This is a genomic window from Streptomyces sp. 3211.6, assembly GCF_003634815.1.
GTDB lineage: Bacteria > Actinomycetota > Actinomycetes > Streptomycetales > Streptomycetaceae > Streptomyces > Streptomyces katrae_A.
On record NZ_RBXC01000001.1, the window covers coordinates 2,888,562 to 2,905,678 of the forward strand.

General features: G+C 71.9%; 16 protein-coding genes and 2 tRNA genes. 3 read left to right on the plus strand and 15 right to left on the minus strand.

Annotation, left to right across the window (positions count from 1 at the left end; genetic code table 11):
• Positions 1-69 precede the first annotated feature (69 nt).
• The 8 genes from BX286_RS13255 to BX286_RS13290 all read right to left on the minus strand — a co-directional run bounded on the left by BX286_RS13255 (position 70) and on the right by BX286_RS13290 (position 4,610).
• Positions 70-142: transfer RNA gene (locus BX286_RS13255), tRNA-Ala, on the minus strand.
• A gap of 146 nt (positions 143-288) precedes the next feature.
• Positions 289-522, minus strand: a complete 234-nt coding sequence (locus BX286_RS13260; RefSeq protein WP_007264019.1) for a hypothetical protein — start codon at positions 520-522, stop codon at positions 289-291.
• 143 nt (positions 523-665) lie between these two features.
• A tRNA-Ala gene (locus BX286_RS13265) sits at positions 666-738 on the minus strand.
• Positions 739-851: 113 nt separating this feature from the next.
• Entirely contained in the window at positions 852-1,532 is a 681-nt protein-coding gene (locus BX286_RS13270; protein WP_079426879.1) for a histidine phosphatase family protein, read from the minus strand.
• Positions 1,529-1,975: a ribosome silencing factor gene (rsfS, locus tag BX286_RS13275; protein WP_045950430.1), complete on the minus strand. Its 447-nt coding sequence runs from the start codon at positions 1,973-1,975 to the stop codon at positions 1,529-1,531. The genes BX286_RS13270 and rsfS overlap by 4 nt, the downstream gene beginning before the upstream one ends.
• Positions 1,976-2,041: 66 nt before the next feature.
• Entirely contained in the window at positions 2,042-3,739 is a 1,698-nt protein-coding gene (locus BX286_RS13280) for an LCP family protein (RefSeq protein ID WP_121015018.1), read from the minus strand.
• Between the two features lie 26 nt (positions 3,740-3,765).
• On the minus strand, positions 3,766-4,383 hold the full coding sequence (gene nadD, locus BX286_RS13285) for a nicotinate-nucleotide adenylyltransferase (protein ID WP_079426883.1): 618 nt from the start codon (positions 4,381-4,383) through the stop codon (positions 3,766-3,768).
• Between the two features lie 59 nt (positions 4,384-4,442).
• Positions 4,443-4,610 carry a hypothetical protein gene (locus tag BX286_RS13290; RefSeq protein WP_100863660.1) on the minus strand — a complete coding sequence of 56 codons (168 nt, stop codon included), beginning with the start codon at positions 4,608-4,610 and terminating at the stop codon, positions 4,443-4,445.
• A 140-nt stretch (positions 4,611-4,750) separates the two neighbouring features.
• Here BX286_RS13290 and BX286_RS13295 point away from each other — a divergent pair, with 140 nt between their 5' ends.
• A complete protein-coding gene (locus BX286_RS13295; RefSeq protein WP_079426885.1) occupies positions 4,751-5,809 on the plus strand; it encodes a M48 family metallopeptidase in 1,059 nt (352 codons plus the stop codon).
• On the opposite strand, the gene BX286_RS13300 is transcribed toward BX286_RS13295, so the two are convergent.
• The 7 genes from BX286_RS13300 to BX286_RS13330 all read right to left on the minus strand — a co-directional run bounded on the left by BX286_RS13300 (position 5,793) and on the right by BX286_RS13330 (position 12,866).
• Positions 5,793-7,064 (minus strand): hypothetical protein, encoded by a 1,272-nt coding sequence (locus tag BX286_RS13300; RefSeq protein ID WP_079426887.1) that lies wholly within the window; start codon positions 7,062-7,064, stop codon positions 5,793-5,795. The two genes, BX286_RS13295 and BX286_RS13300, sit on opposite strands and share 17 nt — an antisense overlap.
• Before the next feature lie 67 nt (positions 7,065-7,131).
• Entirely contained in the window at positions 7,132-7,665 is a 534-nt protein-coding gene (locus tag BX286_RS13305) for a hypothetical protein (RefSeq protein WP_079426889.1), read from the minus strand.
• A 77-nt stretch (positions 7,666-7,742) separates the two neighbouring features.
• Complete coding sequence (locus BX286_RS13310) at positions 7,743-9,026, minus strand: glutamate-5-semialdehyde dehydrogenase (RefSeq protein WP_100863658.1); 1,284 nt, start codon at positions 9,024-9,026, stop codon at positions 7,743-7,745.
• 719 nt (positions 9,027-9,745) lie between these two features.
• Positions 9,746-10,153, minus strand: coding sequence for a hypothetical protein (locus BX286_RS13315; RefSeq protein ID WP_079426893.1), 408 nt, complete (start codon positions 10,151-10,153; stop codon positions 9,746-9,748).
• An 81-nt stretch (positions 10,154-10,234) separates the two neighbouring features.
• The gene (proB, locus tag BX286_RS13320; RefSeq protein ID WP_079426895.1) at positions 10,235-11,362 is read right to left on the minus strand and encodes a glutamate 5-kinase; all 1,128 of its coding nucleotides are present in this window, start codon (positions 11,360-11,362) and stop codon (positions 10,235-10,237) included.
• Positions 11,363-11,445: 83 nt separating this feature from the next.
• Positions 11,446-11,892: a GtrA family protein gene (locus BX286_RS13325; RefSeq protein ID WP_079426897.1), complete on the minus strand. Its 447-nt coding sequence runs from the start codon at positions 11,890-11,892 to the stop codon at positions 11,446-11,448.
• The gene (locus BX286_RS13330; protein WP_079426899.1) at positions 11,889-12,866 is read right to left on the minus strand and encodes a glycosyltransferase family 2 protein; all 978 of its coding nucleotides are present in this window, start codon (positions 12,864-12,866) and stop codon (positions 11,889-11,891) included. The genes BX286_RS13325 and BX286_RS13330 overlap by 4 nt, the downstream gene beginning before the upstream one ends.
• 159 nt (positions 12,867-13,025) lie before the next feature.
• On the opposite strand from BX286_RS13330, the gene BX286_RS13335 reads away from it, so the two are divergent.
• Positions 13,026-15,923, plus strand: coding sequence for a CDP-glycerol glycerophosphotransferase family protein (locus BX286_RS13335; RefSeq protein ID WP_121015019.1), 2,898 nt, complete (start codon positions 13,026-13,028; stop codon positions 15,921-15,923).
• Complete coding sequence (locus tag BX286_RS13340) at positions 15,920-17,068, plus strand: glycosyltransferase (RefSeq protein ID WP_121015020.1); 1,149 nt, start codon at positions 15,920-15,922, stop codon at positions 17,066-17,068. The genes BX286_RS13335 and BX286_RS13340 overlap by 4 nt, the downstream gene beginning before the upstream one ends.
• Positions 17,069-17,117: the final 49 nt, after the last annotated feature.

Consider the following 17,117-nt stretch of genomic DNA (forward strand, 5'->3'; position numbering starts at 1 on the left):
TGCGACCGCTCTGACGTTCCGCACAACGAGAAGAGGGCCACCCGATCCGAGTGACCCTCTTCCGCACTGTGGAGCTAAGGAGAATTGAACTCCTGACCTCCTGCATGCCATGCAGGCGCTCTACCAACTGAGCTATAGCCCCTTGTTTCTCTCTGCCGCCGGGCCCCTTCTCGGTTTCCCTTGCCGGTTCCCCCTGGCGACATCGAGAACATTACACGGTCACCGCCCCAGACCAAAAATCGGTTTCCTGGGGGGCTGTTATGTCCGTTTTGCCCATCGCTGCCCCCGTCACGCCCGGGCGAACTGGTAGAAGCGCTTGAGCGTGCAGTGCTCGTCGAGGAGCCGGCCGTAGATCGGCTCGCCCTCCAGTTCCCGGTACGTCTCGATGGGGTCGCCTTTTATGATCAGCGCCCGCGCGCATTCCTCGCACCAGTACTGGTAGTCGGGATTGACCGGCTCCATGTCCCGAACGATCGGCGTGCCGTTGTTGCACCAGTCGCACCGCCGCCGGTGTGCACCCATCCGTCAGCGACTCCCTCCCGCGTCGGACCGTCGTGTCCCCCTCCGGCCGTCCGATTCTGCCACGCCGGTCCCGGCGAGGTCAGCAAGCACAGGAGGGACAAACGCAAGGATCCCGCCCCCTGTTGGGGACGGGATCCTGATTGTGGAGCTAAGGAGAATTGAACTCCTGACCTCCTGCATGCCATGCAGGCGCTCTACCAACTGAGCTATAGCCCCGCTCTCCGCGGCGTTCCCCCCGTTTCCGGTGTTCTTCGCTGCGAACAAGAAGAACTCTAGCCTGTGACCAGCCGGAAAGTGAAATCCGGGTCGGAGCGGCCCCGCGGAGGGGCTCAGTCGTCGTCGCCGAGCACCGGCTCCGGCAGGGTGCCGGCGTTGTGCTCGAGCAGCCGCCAGCCCCGCGCGCCCTCGCCGAGGACGGACCAGCAGCAGTTGGAGAGCCCGCCCAGGCTCTCCCAGTCACGCGCCTCCAGCCGCAGCAGGCGGCCGATGGTCGTACGGATGGTGCCGCCGTGGCTGACGACGACGAGCGTGCCGCCCGGGGGCAGCCGGTCGGCGTGGTCGAGCACGACCGGGGCGGCCCGGTCGGCGACCTCGGTCTCCAGCTCGCCCCCGCCGCGCCGGACGGGCTCGCCGCGCTTCCACGCCGCGTACTGCTCGCCGTACTTCTCGACGATCTCCTCGTGCGTCAGGCCCTGCCACTCACCGGCGTACGTCTCGCGCAGCGCCTCCGTGTGCGCCACGGGCAGGCGCGTGACGGCGGCCAGCTCGGCGGCCGTGGCCGCGGCACGCTTCAGGTCCGAGGCCACGATGGCGTCCGGCCCCAGCGAGGCGAGCAGCCGGGCGGCGCGGCGCGCCTGCGCCAGCCCCGTCTCGGTCAGCTCGATGTCGGTGGAACCCTGGAAGCGGCGCTCGAGGTTCCAGGAGGTCTGGCCGTGCCGCCAGAGGACGATCTTCCGGCCGGTGCGGGCGGAGCCGCCGGCGGGCCTTGCCGTACCGGTGGCCGCGCTCAGAACAGATCACCGTCCAGTTCGTCGTCGCCCTGCGCCTCGCGCAGCTTGGCGTGCTCCTCGGCCTTGCCGATGGTGAGCTTGGCGTCCTCGGGGAGCTCGATCTCGGGGCAGTCCTTCCACAGGCGCTCCAGCGCGTAGAAGACGCGCTCCTCGCTGTGCTGGACGTGCACCACGATGTCGACGTAGTCGAGCAGGATCCAGCGGGCGTCGCGGTCGCCCTCGCGGCGTACCGGCTTGGCGCCGAGCTCCTTGAGCAGCCGCTCCTCGATCTCGTCCACGATCGACTTGACCTGGCGGTCGTTGGGCGCGGAGGCGAGCAGGAAGGCGTCGGTGATCGACAGCACGTCGCTGACGTCGTACGCGATGATGTCGTGCGCGAGCCGGTCGGCCGCCGCCTGGGCGGCGGTGGTGATGAGCTCGATGGAGCGGTCCGTGGCGGTCACTGGCCATGCTTTCGGGTTGGCGGGCAGATCCCTACAAGGGTCTCATGTACTGCCGGCCCCACCCCGTCAGGACGGTTTCCAGTCCTTGCCCAGGGTCACCACGACGTCCGCGTTCACCACGCTCTCGGCCTTCTTCACCGCCGTCTCCGGCAGCCCCAGCGTCTTGGCGACCTCGACCGCGCGGGCCCGCTGGCCCTCGTCCTGGTACGTGACCTGCGAGGTGGCGGCCGGCCGGTCGGCCCTGCCCCCGTCCACGAGGGCGTAGCCGCCGTTGAGCAGCGCCGCCTTCGCCGCGACCTGCGCCTTCTCGTCCCCGGTGGCGTCCTTGAGACCCACCCGCGGGGCCGCTCCGGGCTGGGCGGCGGTGACGGTCCCGCCGAGGAGCTCCTTGACCACCTTCTTGGAGGCGTCGTCGGTGAGGCCGCCGTCGGGCTTCACCGAGAGCACCTCGGTGCGGTACGCGGCCGTCTTGGCGTGCTCGCCGATCCGCGCCAGCAGGCCGCCGAGGTTCTGCGCGTCGAGCCCCGGGTCCAGGATCTGGCCCAGGCTCTCGACGGTCGTGGCGGCCGCCTTCGGGTCGGAGGGGATCTTGCGCAGGACGGCGTACAGGACCCGGCCGGTGCGCTCCAGCTGCTTGGCCTCCGGTTCGCCCGGGGCGCGGTAGGTGGCGTAGGCGACGGCCATGGCGCCGGTCAGGGTCTGCCTGGGGCCCTGCCCGACGGCCGGGGTCTTGGCCTGGTCGTCGGCGGGCACGGCGGTGTCGGTGTCGGTCTCGATGCCGCCGACCAGCTCGACCATGCGTTCCAGGAAGGGGGTGTCCAGGCGCCAGGTGCCGCCGATGCGGGTGCCGAGGGCGGTGTCGAGGGCCTCGCGGGTGCCGATGCCGCCGTCCTCGACGGACTTGCCGAGGGTGGTGCCGGTGCCGTCGTCCTTGGTGACGGCGAGGGCGTTGGGCAGCAGGACGGTGGCGCCCTGCCGCGCCGTGACGTTGTCCACGAGGAGGGCGGTGGAGCTGCCGCCCCGCTTGGTGTTGCGCAGGTGGACGACGATCATGTCGCGCTTCTGGGCGCCGGCGGCGGTCGGGGCGCCCTTCTTCGGGCCGGGCGCGTCGAGGAAGGGCAGCTTGCCCGCGTACCAGAGGTAGCCGAGGCCTCCGACGAGGAGGAGTGCCAGGACGACGACCAGCGCGACCACCCGGTTGCGGCCGCGGCGGCGGGCCTCCTCGCGGCGCTCGGTACGGCTCTCGGTGAAGGCGAGCCAGTCGATGACGTCCTCGGAGTCCTCGTCCGGCTGGTCGATGAAGGCGAACTGCTCGGTGCGGTAGCCCGCGGCCGGCCCGCCCGGGCCGGGTTCCTGCCCCGCGGGGTCCGGCCCGGCGGGGTCCTCCGGATACGACCGGCGCGGCCCGGGGACGGGGGCCGGGGCCGCGGCGGGCGGCTGCGCGGGGGCCTGGGCGGCGGCCTGCTGGGGGATCCACTGCGAGGGCTGCTGCCGGGTGTCGTACCCGTAGGAGGGGGCCTGGGGGGCGTACCCCTGCGGCTGCTGCTCGTAGCCGTACTGCTGTGCGTGGGACTGCTGTGCGTGGGACTGTTCGTACGAGGGCTCGTACGGGGGTTCGTACTGCTGCCCGTACGGGGGCTGCGGGGCGGGCTGGAGGGGCTGCTGCGCGGGCACCTGGCCGTACAGCGGCCGGCCGTACGGGTCGTAGCCGATGAGCTGCTGCTGGGCGGCGTACGGGTCGTACGGATCCTGTGGGTCGTTCACCGCGGGCCTCTCGTCGTTCCGGGAGCTCAGGCTCCCCGGTACAGCTCACGCTTGTCGATGTAGCGCACCACGCCGTCGGGGACCAGGTACCAGACCGGGTCGCCCTCGGCGACGCGGGCCCGGCAGTCGGTGGAGGAGATCGCCAGCGCGGGCACCTCCACGAGCGAGACGCCGCCTTCGGGCAGGCCGTCGTCGGTCAGGACGTGGCCCGGCCGGGTCACCCCGATGAAGTGGGCGAGGGAGAAGAGCTCGTCGGCGTTGCGCCAGGTGAGGATCTGCGCGAGGGCGTCGGCGCCGGTGATGAAGAAGAGGTCGGCGTCCTCGTTGAGCGCGCTCAGGTCCCGCAGGGTGTCGATGGTGTACGTCGGCCCGCCGCGGTCGATGTCGATGCGGCTCACCGAGAACTGCGGGTTCGAGGCCGTCGCGATGACCGTCATCAGGTAGCGGTCCTCGGCGGGCGACACGGCCCGCTGGGACTTCTGCCACGGTTCGCCCGTGGGGACGAACACCACCTCGTCGAGGTGGAAAAGGGCGGCGACCTCGCTGGCGGCCACCAGGTGTCCGTGGTGGATCGGGTCGAACGTCCCGCCCATCACGCCGAGCCGGCGCTTGACCGGGCCCGTAGGCACTTCCTGCTCTCCCATGAGCGCAGAGCCTACTGGCCCGGTGGCACGCGCGAGGAGGCCCGGTCCGACCGAGTGGTTCAGCGGTCGCGGTTCAGGCGCGTGGTCACCCAGAGCAGCAGCAGCAGGACGAAGAGCGCACCGCCACCGGTCAGGTAGGGGCTCAGGCTCTCGTGGTTGCCGCCGTGCTGCTCGGCGCCCTCCGAAGCGAGGAGGACGAGGTTGTTGGCGGTGGTGGAGAGGCTCATCAGGCAGGTACCTATCGAGTCGGGGAGCGAGCGGAGACTTCCCTCACATCGTATGCGGGGGCCCCGGGCACGCTCACGCCGACTCATGCGTTGGAGAAGATGGACGCAGTGCAGCACAGGCCGATCCAGGGGGAAGCGCCATGACCGACAGCGGATTCGAGAAGACACCGGCACGCGACCGCAGGAGGTTCCCGGGCATCTCCTCGCGTGCCTACGAGCACCCGGCGGACCGCTCGGCGCTGGTCGCCCTGCGCAAGCTGACCGGTTTCGACACGGTCTTCAAGGCCCTCAGCGGGCTGCTCCCGGAGCGCAGCCTGCGGCTGCTGTTCCTGTCGGACTCGGTGCGGGTGGGCGAGACCCAGTTCCCCCATCTGTACGAGATGCTGCGCGACGCCTGTTACATCCTGGACCTGGAGAAGGTCCCGCAGATGTACGTGCAGCAGGACCCGAAGCCGAACGCCATGTGCATCGGGCTGGACGAGCCGATCATCGTGGTGACGACGGCGCTGGTGGAGCTGCTGGACGAGGAGGAGATGCGGGCGGTCGTGGGCCACGAGGCGGGCCACGCGCTGTCCGGGCACTCCGTGTACCGCACGGTGCTGCTCTTCCTGACGAACCTGGCGCTGAAGGTGGCGTGGATCCCGCTGGGCAATGTGGCGATCATGGCGATCGTCACCGCGCTGCGGGAGTGGTTCCGCAAGTCGGAGCTGTCGGCGGACCGGGCCGGCCTGCTGGTGGGGCAGGACGTGAACGCCTCGATGCGCGGGCTGATGAAGATCGCGGGCGGCAACCACCTGCACGAGATGAACGTGGACGCCTTCCTGGCCCAGGCCGACGAGTACGAGGCCGGCGGCGACCTGCGCGATTCGGTCCTGAAGATCCTCAACGTGCTGCCGCGCACCCACCCCTTCACCACGGTGCGCGCCGCCGAGCTGCGCAAGTGGTCGCAGAGCCGGGACTACCAGCGGATCATGGACGGGCACTACCCGCGGCGGGACGAGGACAAGGACGCCTCGGTGGCCGACTCCTTCCGCCAGTCCGCCTCGCACTACGCGGACTCGGTGCGCACCAGCAAGGATCCGCTGATGAAGCTGGTCGGCGACATAGCCGGCGGCGCGGGCGACCTGGGCGGCAAGCTGCGCGACCGGTTCACCGGCCCGGCCGGCGGCGAGGAGAAGGGCGCTACCGGAGCGGGCTGACGGAGGCCGGCGGGGGCGGTGCCTGGGGCTGTGCCACGGGCGGTCCCGCCGCCGCCGGGCCGGGCTGCGGCGGGCCCGGGGACTGCGCGGGCTCCTCGGACTGCGAAGGCTGCGAGGGCTGGGCCGACGGGTCGGGTGCGGCCGCCGCCGGGTCCATCACCCCGCACAGTCCGGCCGTGCGCCGGGGGCGGCCGCTGGCGTACGGGTCGCTGACCGGCGGGCCCACGGTGGTGGGGCCGGCTCCGGCCCGCAGCGGGCGGAAGCTCCCGGCCGGGTCCGCGGCGCAGTCCTGCGGCCCGGCCATCACGTAGGAGGAGGCCAGTTCCGCCCGCCGGGTGGTGAGGTCCTCGTGGTCGAAGCGCAGCCGCAGTTCTCGGCGGACGGTGAAGAGGGAGGCCCCGTCGGGCCCGGCCGGCGGGCCGGAGACTCCCCGTACGGCGTACACGAAGGTGTGGTCGGTGGTGATCACGAGCACCTCCGGGCTGACCTCCTCGAAGGAGAGGGTGCCGCTGACCCGGACGCGGGAGTCGGCCAGGACCGCGGTGTGCGGGTCGAAACGGACCAGCCAGCCGGTGGCGGCGTGCCGGCCGTCCCCGGAGGGCGAGGCCATGCTCTCGTCGAACTGGGCGAGCTGTCCGGGGTCCAGCAGCACCCGTACGGGCCGGGTGGCGCTGCCGGAGAGCACGTCGGGGTCGAGGGAGGACTGCACCAGGTAGTCCTTGGCGATGGACAGGGCGGCGACGACCTGGCTCTCGGTGAAGTGGTGGGTGCGGCGTACGGCCGGCAAGGTGATCCCGGCGGCCCCGGTCCGGTAGTCGGCCGCGGGACTGCGGGCGTACAGGTCGGCCGGCGTGCCGCCCGGTACGGCGGCCGACGGCGCCAGGGGCACGACGGTGCTGCTCAGCGGCTCGGCGTTGCCGCCGGCCGGCGGTACGTAGGGGTTGCGCACGCCCAGGTAGACGGCGACCGCGAAGGCCGAGGCGATGAGCAGGACGAGCAGCATGCCCTGGCGGGCGCCACGGCCCGGGGTGCCGGTGCCGCGGCCCGCGGAGCCGCCGGACGACCAGATGGAGCGGCTGCGGACGGCCCGGGCGTGCTCGCCCATGCGTTCCTGGGCGGAGAACTCCTGGAGCCGGGCAGCACGGACGAAGTCCTCGTCGAACACCACCGACCGGTACTCGTCCGGGCGCAGCTCGTCGTCGCCCCCGCCGATTCCCTCGGGGGTGCCGTTGGGCGGATCTCCTGGTACGGCCATCGCTTCTCCCCGCTGTCCCCGCTTCAGAGAAGCCCCCAGCTCCTGACGGGCGAGTGGGGTCGTACCTTCAGGGTTGGCGGCCGACGGGGTACGTAAACGCGCCGACGCCGGTGACTTCCCCGAGCGGGGTACTGGCGGGCGCGGGTGCGGGGTCCGCTTCGCCCGCGGCGCTGCGGTAGACGGCGCTGAAGGCCAGGGCGACCATGCCGAGTCCCATGACGACGGCGAGCACCCAGGCGACCGGTCTCAGCCACCCGGCCCGGCCGCGGTAGGGGCGCAGGCTGCCGCCGTAGGCCCCGTACGGGCCCTCGGCGTAGCCATAGGGGCCGGCGTCCCAGGCGGGGTCGTCGAAGGGATGTCCGTCCGGGAGGCCGTGGTCGTCCTCGCCCGCCCAGCCTCCGGCGACGCGGGCGGCCTCCGCCTCGGCGCGGGCCAGGTCGGCGGCGCGCTGGCGTTCGGCCGCGCTCGGTTCATGGATCTTGGCGTTCCGGACGAAGTCCTCGTCGAACACCACGGAGGCGAAGTCCTGATCCGCGCCTCCGCGGTCGTCGTCGGGCTCCCCGTCGTCCGGGAACGGCTTGCCCCCCACGTCGTCCGGCACGGGAACAGCGTAGACCTGGGGGGCCGCTTTGGGCAGGGTGAAAGCCGGAATCCGGCCACAACGGGTTCGGGTGCCGGTTACCGGATGTGACCGTCACCGGTGACGATGTACTTGGTGGAGGTGAGCTCCGGCAGGCCCATCGGGCCCCGGGCGTGCAGCTTCTGGGTGGAGATGCCGATCTCGGCGCCGAACCCGAACTGGCCACCGTCGGTGAACCGGGTGGAGGCGTTCACGGCGACGGTGGTGGAGTCGACCAGCTGGGTGAAGCGGCGCGCGGCGGCCTGCGAGGTGGTGACGATGGCCTCGGTGTGGCCGGAGGTCCAGCGGCGGATGTGGGCGACGGCGGCGTCGAGGGAGTCCACGACGGCGGCGGCGATGTCGTACGACAGGTACTCGGCGGCCCAGTCCTCGTCGGTGGCGGGCACGGCGGTGGCCTTGCTCTCCTCCGCGGCGGCCAGGACCCGGGCGTCGCCGTGGACGGTCACGCCGGCGTCGGCGAGGGCGTCGAGGGCGCGGGGCAGGAAGGCGTCGGCGATGTCGCGGTGGACGAGGAGGGTCTCGGCGGCGTTGCAGACGGAGGGCCGCTGGGCCTTGGAGTTGACGAGGATGTCCACGGCCATGTCGAGGTCGGCCTGGGCGTCGACGTAGACGTGGCAGTTCCCGGTACCGGTCTCGATGACCGGGACGGTGGACTCCTCGACGACGGTCTTGATGAGGGAGGCGCCGCCGCGCGGGATGAGCACGTCGACGAGGCCGCGGGCGCGCATCAGCTCGCGGACGGAGTCGCGGGACTCGCCGGGGACGAGCTGGATCGCGTCGGCGGGCAGGCCGGCGCTCTCGATCGCGTCGCGCAGGATGGCGACGAGGGCGGTGTTGGAGGCGTAGGCGGAGGAGCTGCCGCGCAGGAGGACGGCGTTGCCGGACTTCAGGCAGAGCGCGGCGGCGTCGACGGTGACGTTGGGGCGGGCCTCGTAGATGATGCCGACCACGCCGAGGGGGACGCGGACCTGGCGGAGGTCGATGCCGTTGGGGAGGGTGGAGCCGCGGACGACCTCGCCGACCGGGTCGGGGAGGGCCGCGACGTCGCGCACGTCGGAGGCGATGGCGGCGATCCGCTCCGGGGTGAGGGTGAGCCGGTCGATGACGGTCTCGCTGGTGCCGGCGGCGCGGGCCTTGTCGGTGTCCTCGGCGTTGGCGGCGACGATCTCGTCGGTGCGGGCCGTCAGCGCGTCCGCGATCGCCAGGAGGGCCGTGTCCTTGGCGGACCGCGGGAGTGGGGCGATGGCTGCGGCGGCCGTGCGGGCCGCTGCCGCGGTGGCGAGGACGGGGGAGGTCGCGGGGGCGTCGTCGAGCGAGGTCATGCCGCCAAGGTTAGTCCCCGCCGCCCCGGCCCCTCACGGAGTTCCACCCCGCGAGACGGCCCCTGCCGCGGCCTGGCGGCGCGGGCCTCGGCCAGAGGTTCGATGGCTGCCCTGGCCGGGCCGGGCGGGCTCTTTGCGGAGCCGGGTCCCGTGCGGGGGCGGCTGCGCTGCGCCGCTGCGCGGAGCCGTCTCCCCACCCCGCCCTTTCTCCGTTTCCCGGGGCTCCGCCCCGGACCCCGCTCCTGGGGGCTCCGCCCCCAGACCACCCCCCAGCTACCGCTGGGGGGGCCTACGGGCGCGAAGCGCACGTACGGGGTCAGGGGCGGAGCCCCTGGGAACGGGCGAAGTGGGGGTCCCCCCGGACGGAGTCTGGGGGAGGGTAGGGGACCTCGCCCCGCGCAGCGGCCCACCACCCGCAGCCGACACCAGGACGCCGGCCACAGCGGCAGCAGCCCGCAGAGGACGTCCCGGCCTCCGCCAGGGGCAGCGTCGGCCCGCACCCGACGGCCAACCCCCTACCGGCGGACGGAGTCCCCCGCAGCGGTGCTGGCCCGCACCCGACGGCCAACCCCCACCGGCGGACGGAGTCCGCCGCAGCGGTGCGAAGCCCAGGAGGCCCGCCGGGGCCCGTGGCCCCGCCCGGCCGTCGCCGGAGGGAGTCCGGCGCAGCGCCGCGAAGCCGGGGAGGCCGCTCGCGGCCGAGCCGCGCGAGCGACGCGTCAATAGGGGTGCACGCCCACCGGGTGGGCCGGGGGTGGGCCGTAGCCCTCCGCTACGCGTTGGTGGTACGTCGTGCGGTCGATGACCTCCAGCCCGACGATCTCCCAGGGGGGCAGCCGCGCCGTCGACCGGTGCTCCCCCCACAGCCGCAGGGCGACCGCCGCCGCGTCGTGGAGGTCGCGGGCTTCCTCCCAGTACCGGATCTCCGCATGGTCGTCGGCATACCGGCTGGTCAGCAGGAAGGGGTGGTCGTGCGCGAGCTGCTCCAGCCCGCGCCGCACCTCCGCCAGCGGTGCCGGTTTGCCCGAGACGCTCAGCGTCACGTGCCAGAGGCGGGACACCGGGCCCTGTTCCTCCCCGCCGGCGCCGTCCCCGGTACCGACGCTGGTCAGCGCTCGTCTCACCAGCCGCCTCCTGTCTGCGCTACGCGTGTCCGCCCCTCACAGTTGACCAGTCCCCGGCCCGCCGCGCGGTGGTTTTCCCGAACCTCAGCCCTGCAGCAGGACCAGATCGTCCCGGTGCACGACCTCCCGCTCGTACGCGGGTCCGAGCTCCCGCGCAAGCTCGCGGGTGGAGCGTCCGAGGAGCTGCGGGAGTTCCTTGGCGTCGAAGTTGACCAGCCCCCGGGCCACCGCGACCCCTTCCGCCGAGCGCAGCTCGACGGGGTCGCCCGCGACGAAGTCGCCCTCGACGGCCGCGATGCCCGCGGGCAGCAGGGAGCTGCCGCGCTGGGTGACGGCGCGGACGGCGCCTTCGTCGAGGACGAGGTGCCCCTGCGGGGTGGAGGCGTGCTGGAGCCACAGCAGCCGGTCGGCCGAGCGGCGGCCGGTGGGGTGGAACAGGGTGCCGGTCTCGCGGCCCGCCAGGGCGTCCGCGGCCCTGCTGGCGGAGGTGAGGACGACGGGGACGCCCGCGGCCGCCGCGATCCGCGCGGCCTCGACCTTGGTGACCATGCCACCGGTGCCGACGCCCGCCTTGCCGGCGCTGCCGATGGAGACGTGGGCGATGTCCTCGGGCCCGCGCACCTCCTCGATGCGGGTGGTGCCGGGCAGGGAGGGGTCCCCGTCGTAGAGGCCGTCGACGTCGGAGAGGAGGACGAGGAGGTCGGCGCGGACCAGGTGGGCGACGAGGGCGGCGAGCCGGTCGTTGTCGCCGAAGCGGATCTCGTCCGTCGCGACGGTGTCGTTCTCGTTGACGACGGGCAGGGCGCCCATGGCCAGGAGCTGGTCCAGGGTGTTGAACGCGTTGCGGTAGTGGGCGCGCCGGCTGGTGTCGTCGGTGGTGAGCAGTACCTGGCCGACGCGCACGCCGTAGCGGGCGAAGGAGGCGGTGTAGCGGGCGACGAGCAGGCCCTGTCCGACGCTGGCGGCGGCCTGCTGCCGGGCCAGGTCCTTGGGGCGGCGGGCCAGGCCGAGCGGGGAGAGTCCGGCGGCGATGGCTCCGGAGGAGACCAGGACGATCTCCTTCTCGCCGCCGCTGCGGGCCTTGGCCAGTACGTCGACCAGCGCGTCCACCCGGTCGGCGTCGAGCCCGCCCGCCGCGGTGGTGAGGGAGGAGGAGCCGACCTTGACCACGATCCTGCGGGCGTCCACGACACCCTGCCTAGCCGCTGACACGTCTTTTCCCCTCGCACACGCACGAAACCGACCAACCAACCGGCTCAATCTACGGGGTCCCGTGCCCGCCCCGCCCGCCGGTTTCAGCCCCTGGACGCCGAGCCCGCCGCGGTCCGCTCCGGTTCGGGGGCCGGTTCCGGGCCCGTCCCCGGAATGAGGATCTTGCGCGAGAGGACGAAGGTGAACGGGATGGCCAGGACCGCGGCGACCAGCGGGGCGATCCGGGTGTCCATGCCCGCCCAGCTCACCAGGGCGTAGAGGCCCGCGGACTGGATCACGTAGTTGGTGACGTTCGTCAGCGGGAAGAGCAGGAACTTCTTCCAGGTGGGCCGGGTGCGGTAGGTGAAGTAGGTGTTCATGAAGAACGAGCCGACCATCGCCAGCAGGAAGGCCAGCGTGTAGGCCGCGAAGTACGGCAGCCAGGGGTGGAGCAGCAGGTAGATCACGTAGAACGTGCCGGTGTTGACCCCGCCCACCAGGGCGAAGCGGAATATCTGGCCGAGCTGCTCACGGCGGGTGGGGGCGCTCATCGGCCGCTGCCTTCCGCGACGACCGGTTCCGTGGGCGCGGCGGCCACGGGCGCGCCGTGGGCCTCCTTGACCAGGAAGTGCGGGCGGCGCTTGGTTTCGTAGTAGATGCGGCCGATGTACTCGCCGATCAGACCCAACATGATCATCTGCATGCCGCCGATGCCGGCGATCATCGCGATGATGGTGACGTAACCGGGGGCGTCGATGCCGTTGGTGATCGCCATCACGGTGATCCACAGCGCGTACAGGCCGGTCAGCGCGACGAGCGAGACCCCGAGCCAGATGCCGATGCGCAGCGGCCGGTTGTTGAAGGAGATCAGCCCGTCCATGCCGTAGTTCAGCAGGGAGGCGAACTTCCACTTGGTCTCGCCCGCCTCGCGCTGGGCGTTGCGGTAGTCGAAGTGGACGGTGTCGAAGCCGATCCAGGAGAAGAGCCCCTTGGAGAAGCGGTTGTACTCGGGCAGCGCGAGCAGGGCGTCCACGGCGGGCCGGGACAGCAGCCGGAAGTCTCCGACCCCGTCGGTCAGCTCGACGTCGACCCAGTTGTTCACGCCCCGGTAGTAGAGGCGGCTGAGGGCCGAGCGGAGCTTCTTGTCGCCTTCGCGGGTGCGCCGGGCGATGACCTGGTCGTGGCCCTGGCGGTAGTGCTCGAGCATGGTGGCGATGAGCTCCGGCGGGTGCTGGAGGTCCGCGTCCATGATCACCACGGCGTCGCCGGTGGCCTCGCGCAGGCCGGCGAGCATGCCCGCCTCCTTGCCGAAGTTCCGGCTGAAGGAGACGTAGCGGGTGCGCTCCCCGTGCTCGGCGGCGATCCGCCGGAGCTTGCCGAGGGTGCCGTCACGGCTCCCGTCGTCGACGTAGCAGACCTCGTACTCGACGGGCAGGTCGTCCAGAACCTTGCGGATCTCCTCGTCGAAGCGGTCGATGACGGCCTCTTCGTTGTAACAGGGGACAACTACCGACAGCTTGGTCATGGGCACTTCCTGCTGGGGTCCGAACGGGTGATTGTCGGCAACCGGACCCGCGTCTCAACTCTTCCTTAGAAGTATGCACGGCGAAGGTCGCCCTGCCCGAGTCGTGCGCGGCACACGGTAGCTTTGACGGGATAAGCGGAATGGAACGAAGGGATCGAGGTGCACGTGCCTGACGTCTCCGTGGTCGTCATCGTCTACAACGACGCAGAGCGTCTCCCGACAGCCGTCCGGTCGGTTTTGGACCAGACCCTGCGCGGGGTCGAAGTCGTGATCGTGGACGACTGCAGCAAGGACCGGTCCTACGAGGTCGCCCGGGAGCTCGAAGCGGCGAACCCGGGACGGGTCCGCGCCTTCCGGCTGCCCGAGAACAGCGGCGGCTGTGGCGCCCCCCGCAACCACGGCATCAAGCAGGCCACGGGAACCTACGTCATGTTCCTGGACAGCGACGACGTCCTGGAGCGCAACGCCTGCCGCAACATGCTGGCCGCCGCCGAGCGCACCGGCTCCGACCTGGTTTCGGGCATGTGCGTACGCGTCCACCTCGACAACCGCTGGGGCAAGACCACCGAGTGGTACCCGTGGATCTACGCCCGCACCCGCACGCTGGAGTCGATCACCGAGTACCCGGACCTGCTGGTCTACGACACCCTCTCCACGAACAAGTGCTACCGGCGCTCGTTCCTGCTGGAGCAGGGCCTGGAGTTCCCGGTCGGCATCCACTACGAGGACCTGCTGTTCTCGGCCCAGGCCTACGTCGCGGCCCGCCGCATCACCCTGATCCCCAACCACGTCTACTACTGGAACGTGGTCGAGAAGGCCGCCGCCAAGTCGATCAGCAACCGGCGCCACGAGATCGCGAACTTCGTCCACCGGATGGAGATCCACCGCCGGGTCGACGAGCTGCTGGCCGCCAAGGGCCACACCGCCATCAAGACCGCCAAGGACGCCAAGTTCCTCAAGCACGACCTGGTGCTGCACCTGCGCGACCTGCCCCTGCTGGGCGACGCCTACCGCCAGGAGTTCGCCCGGCTCGCCAACGGCTACCTGGCCGGCATCGACCCGGCCGCGTACGAGAACGTCACCCACCTCCAGGCGATCTGCGCCTACCTGCTGGGCAAGGAGGACTGGAAGAACCTCCTCGCTGCCGCCGACGCGATGACCAACAAGGGCCGGCTGTCCTCCCCGCTGGCCGAGCGCGACGGGCGGATCTACTGGTGCGCCGGGCATCTCGACGACGCCGAGGGCCGCCGCATACTGGACGTCACCGACCAGGGCTTCCACACCGCGCCGCTGTCCTCCCTGGCCCTGGGCAACCGGCTGACCTCGTACGAGGACGACGGACGCGGCAAGGTCACCCTCTCCGGCGCCGTCGTGAACCCCCTGGGCCGGATCGCGGAGGACGCCGAGCTGTCGGCCTCACTGGAGTTCCGGGCCCGGCGGCAGGTCGGCGTGCGCTCCTTCAGCTTCCCCGTGACAACCGTGCGCCACGCCGGTGACACGATCGAGTGGAGCACCACCGCCGACGTCGGCGGCACCGTCCGCCCCCTCGGCATCATCGACGCCGTCTGGGACGTGCGCCTGAAGCTGACGGCCGGCAAGGACCGGATGACCGCCCGCGTCTCGGTCGGCGGGGTCGACCTGGAGTCCGCCGCCCGGCTGCGGGTGCGCCCGCGGCTGACCCGGCTGGTCTCCGACCGCTTCGAGCCGGAGATGACCAAGAAGGGCAACCTCTCCTACGTCCTGACCGCCGAGGGCGCCGCCGCCGTCCGCACCCAGTCGCTGATCAGCAGCGCCATGCACGGCAAGGCCGCCGGCGTGGTCAAGCGCAGCCTGCGCCGGGCCCTGAAGGCGCGCCGCAACATCGGCTCCGGCGAGCAGAAGGTGAAGGTCTACCACGAGGTCTTCTCGAAGCTGCCGGTCAAGAAGGGCACGGTCGTCTTCGAGAGCCACATGGGCAAGCAGTACAGCGACAGCCCGAAGGCCATCTACGAGGAGCTGGTCCGCCAGAACGCCCCCTTCGAGGCCATCTGGTCCTACGCGGGGGCCAAGCCCACCGGCTTCCCCCAGGAGGCCACCCTGGTCAAGCGCTGGAGCTGGCAGTACCTGCGCGCGCTGGCCCAGGCCGAGTACTGGGTCGACAACCAGGGCTTCCCGCTGGCGCTCTCCAAGCGCCCGGGGACCACGTACATCCAGACCTGGCACGGCTCCGCCCTCAAGCGGATGGGCTTCCACGAGCCCCGCACCAAGGCGCAGGGCAAGCCGGCGCAGGACCGCTTCCAGGCGGCCGTCAACCGCTTCGACCACTTCCTGATCCGCTCCGAGCACGACGTCCGCACCCTCGCCAAGGGCTTCCGGCTCCGCGACGAGGTGCTGCTGCGCACGGGGTACCCGCGCAACGACGCCCTGGTCGAGGCGCAGCGGGCCGAGGCGGACAGCGGGGTGGGGGCACCTCCCGGCAGTAGCCGGGGGAGGGTGCGCGGGCCGCTCGCCGCCGAGCTGGGCATCGACCCGGACAAGCGGGTGCTGCTGTACGCGCCGACCTTCCGGGCCACCGCGGACGGCGCGGTGGAGGGCTTCTCGTTCCCCTTCGACGTGGAGGAGTTCGCGGACCGGCTCGGCGACCGCTGCACGCTGCTGGTGCGCACGCACTACCTCAACAGCGTCTCGCTGCCGCCGTCGGTCGCGGGCCGGGTGATCGACGTCTCCCGCCACCACGACATCACCCCGCTGCTGGCGCTCGCCGACGGGCTGATCACCGACTACTCGTCCGTGATGTTCGACTACGCGGTGCTGGACCGGCCGATGATCTTCTTCGCGTACGACTACGAGAAGTACGCGACGGACATCCGCGGCACCTACTTCGACCTGCTGGACAAGGCCCCGGGCCCGGTGGTGGCCACGGCGGACGAGCTGATGCAGGCCGTCGCCGCCTTCGACGAGGCCGACGCCAAGTACGCCGATGCCCGCCGGCGGTTCCTCGCCGAGTTCGGCGAGTACGACCGCGGGGACGCCGCCCGTCAGATCGTCGAGAAGTTCTTCACCAGGAGCGGCAAGTGAGCCGGGACATCTTCATCGTCTCCAACAGCGTGGACGAGCTCGGCGGTGTGACCACCTGGTCCCACCAGATGGCCCGGCTCTTCACCGACCGGGGCCACCACGTGCACATCGTGGGCATCGCCCCCGTCGCCGAGGAGATCCGGCAGAAGCTGCCCGCGGACCTCCCGTACGAGATGACCACGCTGTACGAGACCCACCCGCCGAAGGCCCGCCGGCTGCACGGCCTCAAGGGCCGCCTCAACGCCCCCGAGCGGCGCCGCCAGGCGGCCCGGCGGGCGGGGATGCGGGCCAGGGCGGAGGAACTGAGCGAGCTGTGCCGGGCCGCCGCGCCCGGTGCCGTGGTGATCGTCACCCAGGTCTGGGCGATGGAGTGGGTGGCCCTCGCCGACACCAAGGGGCTCTCCGTCATCGGGATGAGCCACGAGTCCTTCGAGGCCAGCCAGAAGTCCACCCGGGGCGACCGGGTCCGCCGCTGGTACCCGGAGGTCGACCGGCTGCTCGTCCTCACCCCGGAGGACGCGGACCTGTGGATCCGGTCCGGCATGGAGAACGTCGACAGCATGCCGAACCCGCTGCCGTTCATGCCGGACTCCCCCGCCCCGCGCACCGCGAAGGTCGTCGCGAGCGTCGGCCGCCTCGCCTTCGAGAAGGGCGTGGACCTGCTGCTCGACGCCTGGGCGGACGCCGTCCCGCGCCACCCGGACTGGACCCTGCGGATCTACGGGGCGGGCGTCGAGGAGGCCACCCTGCGGGCGCACTGCACCTCGCTCGGGCTGGACGACTCCGTGGAGTGGATGGGCAGCACCGACGACGTGCTCGGCGCGCTGAGCGGGGCCTCCGTCTTCGCCCAGGCCTCCCGGGCCGAGGGCTTCCCGATCACCCTGCTGGAGGCCATGGCGGCGGGCCTGCCCGTGGCCGCGTTCGACTGCGCGCCGGGTGTGCGGGAGATCGTGCGGCACGGCGAGGACGGGCTGCTGGCCCGCCTCGGCAACACGATGGAGCTGGCCGGACACCTCGACACCCTGATGTCGGACGCCGCCACCCGCGACCGGCTCGGTGACGGGGCCTTCCGCAGCGTGCGCCGCTACTCCAGCGCGGAGATCACCGACCGCTGGGAGGAGCTCTTCGCCTTCCTGGAGCGCTGAGCCCCTCCCCCGCGTACGGGAAAGCCGCCCGCCCCGGTTCCGGGGCGGG

Bases quoted from the DNA above. Each gene is read 5' to 3' on its own strand.
- BX286_RS13295 (WP_079426885.1), top strand. From the start codon at position 4,751: ATGACCGACAGCGGATTCGAGAAGACACCGGCACGCGACCGCAGGAGG.
- BX286_RS13325 (WP_079426897.1), bottom strand. From the start codon at position 11,892: ATGAGCGCCCCCACCCGCCGTGAGCAGCTCGGCCAGATATTCCGCTTC.
- BX286_RS13310 (WP_100863658.1), bottom strand. From the start codon at position 9,026: ATGACCTCGCTCGACGACGCCCCCGCGACCTCCCCCGTCCTCGCCACC.
- BX286_RS13260 (WP_007264019.1), bottom strand. From the start codon at position 522: ATGGGTGCACACCGGCGGCGGTGCGACTGGTGCAACAACGGCACGCCG.
- BX286_RS13330 (WP_079426899.1), bottom strand. From the start codon at position 12,866: ATGACCAAGCTGTCGGTAGTTGTCCCCTGTTACAACGAAGAGGCCGTC.
- BX286_RS13300 (WP_079426887.1), bottom strand. From the start codon at position 7,064: ATGGCCGTACCAGGAGATCCGCCCAACGGCACCCCCGAGGGAATCGGC.
- BX286_RS13290 (WP_100863660.1), bottom strand. From the start codon at position 4,610: ATGAGCCTCTCCACCACCGCCAACAACCTCGTCCTCCTCGCTTCGGAG.
- nadD (WP_079426883.1), bottom strand. From the start codon at position 4,383: ATGGGAGAGCAGGAAGTGCCTACGGGCCCGGTCAAGCGCCGGCTCGGC.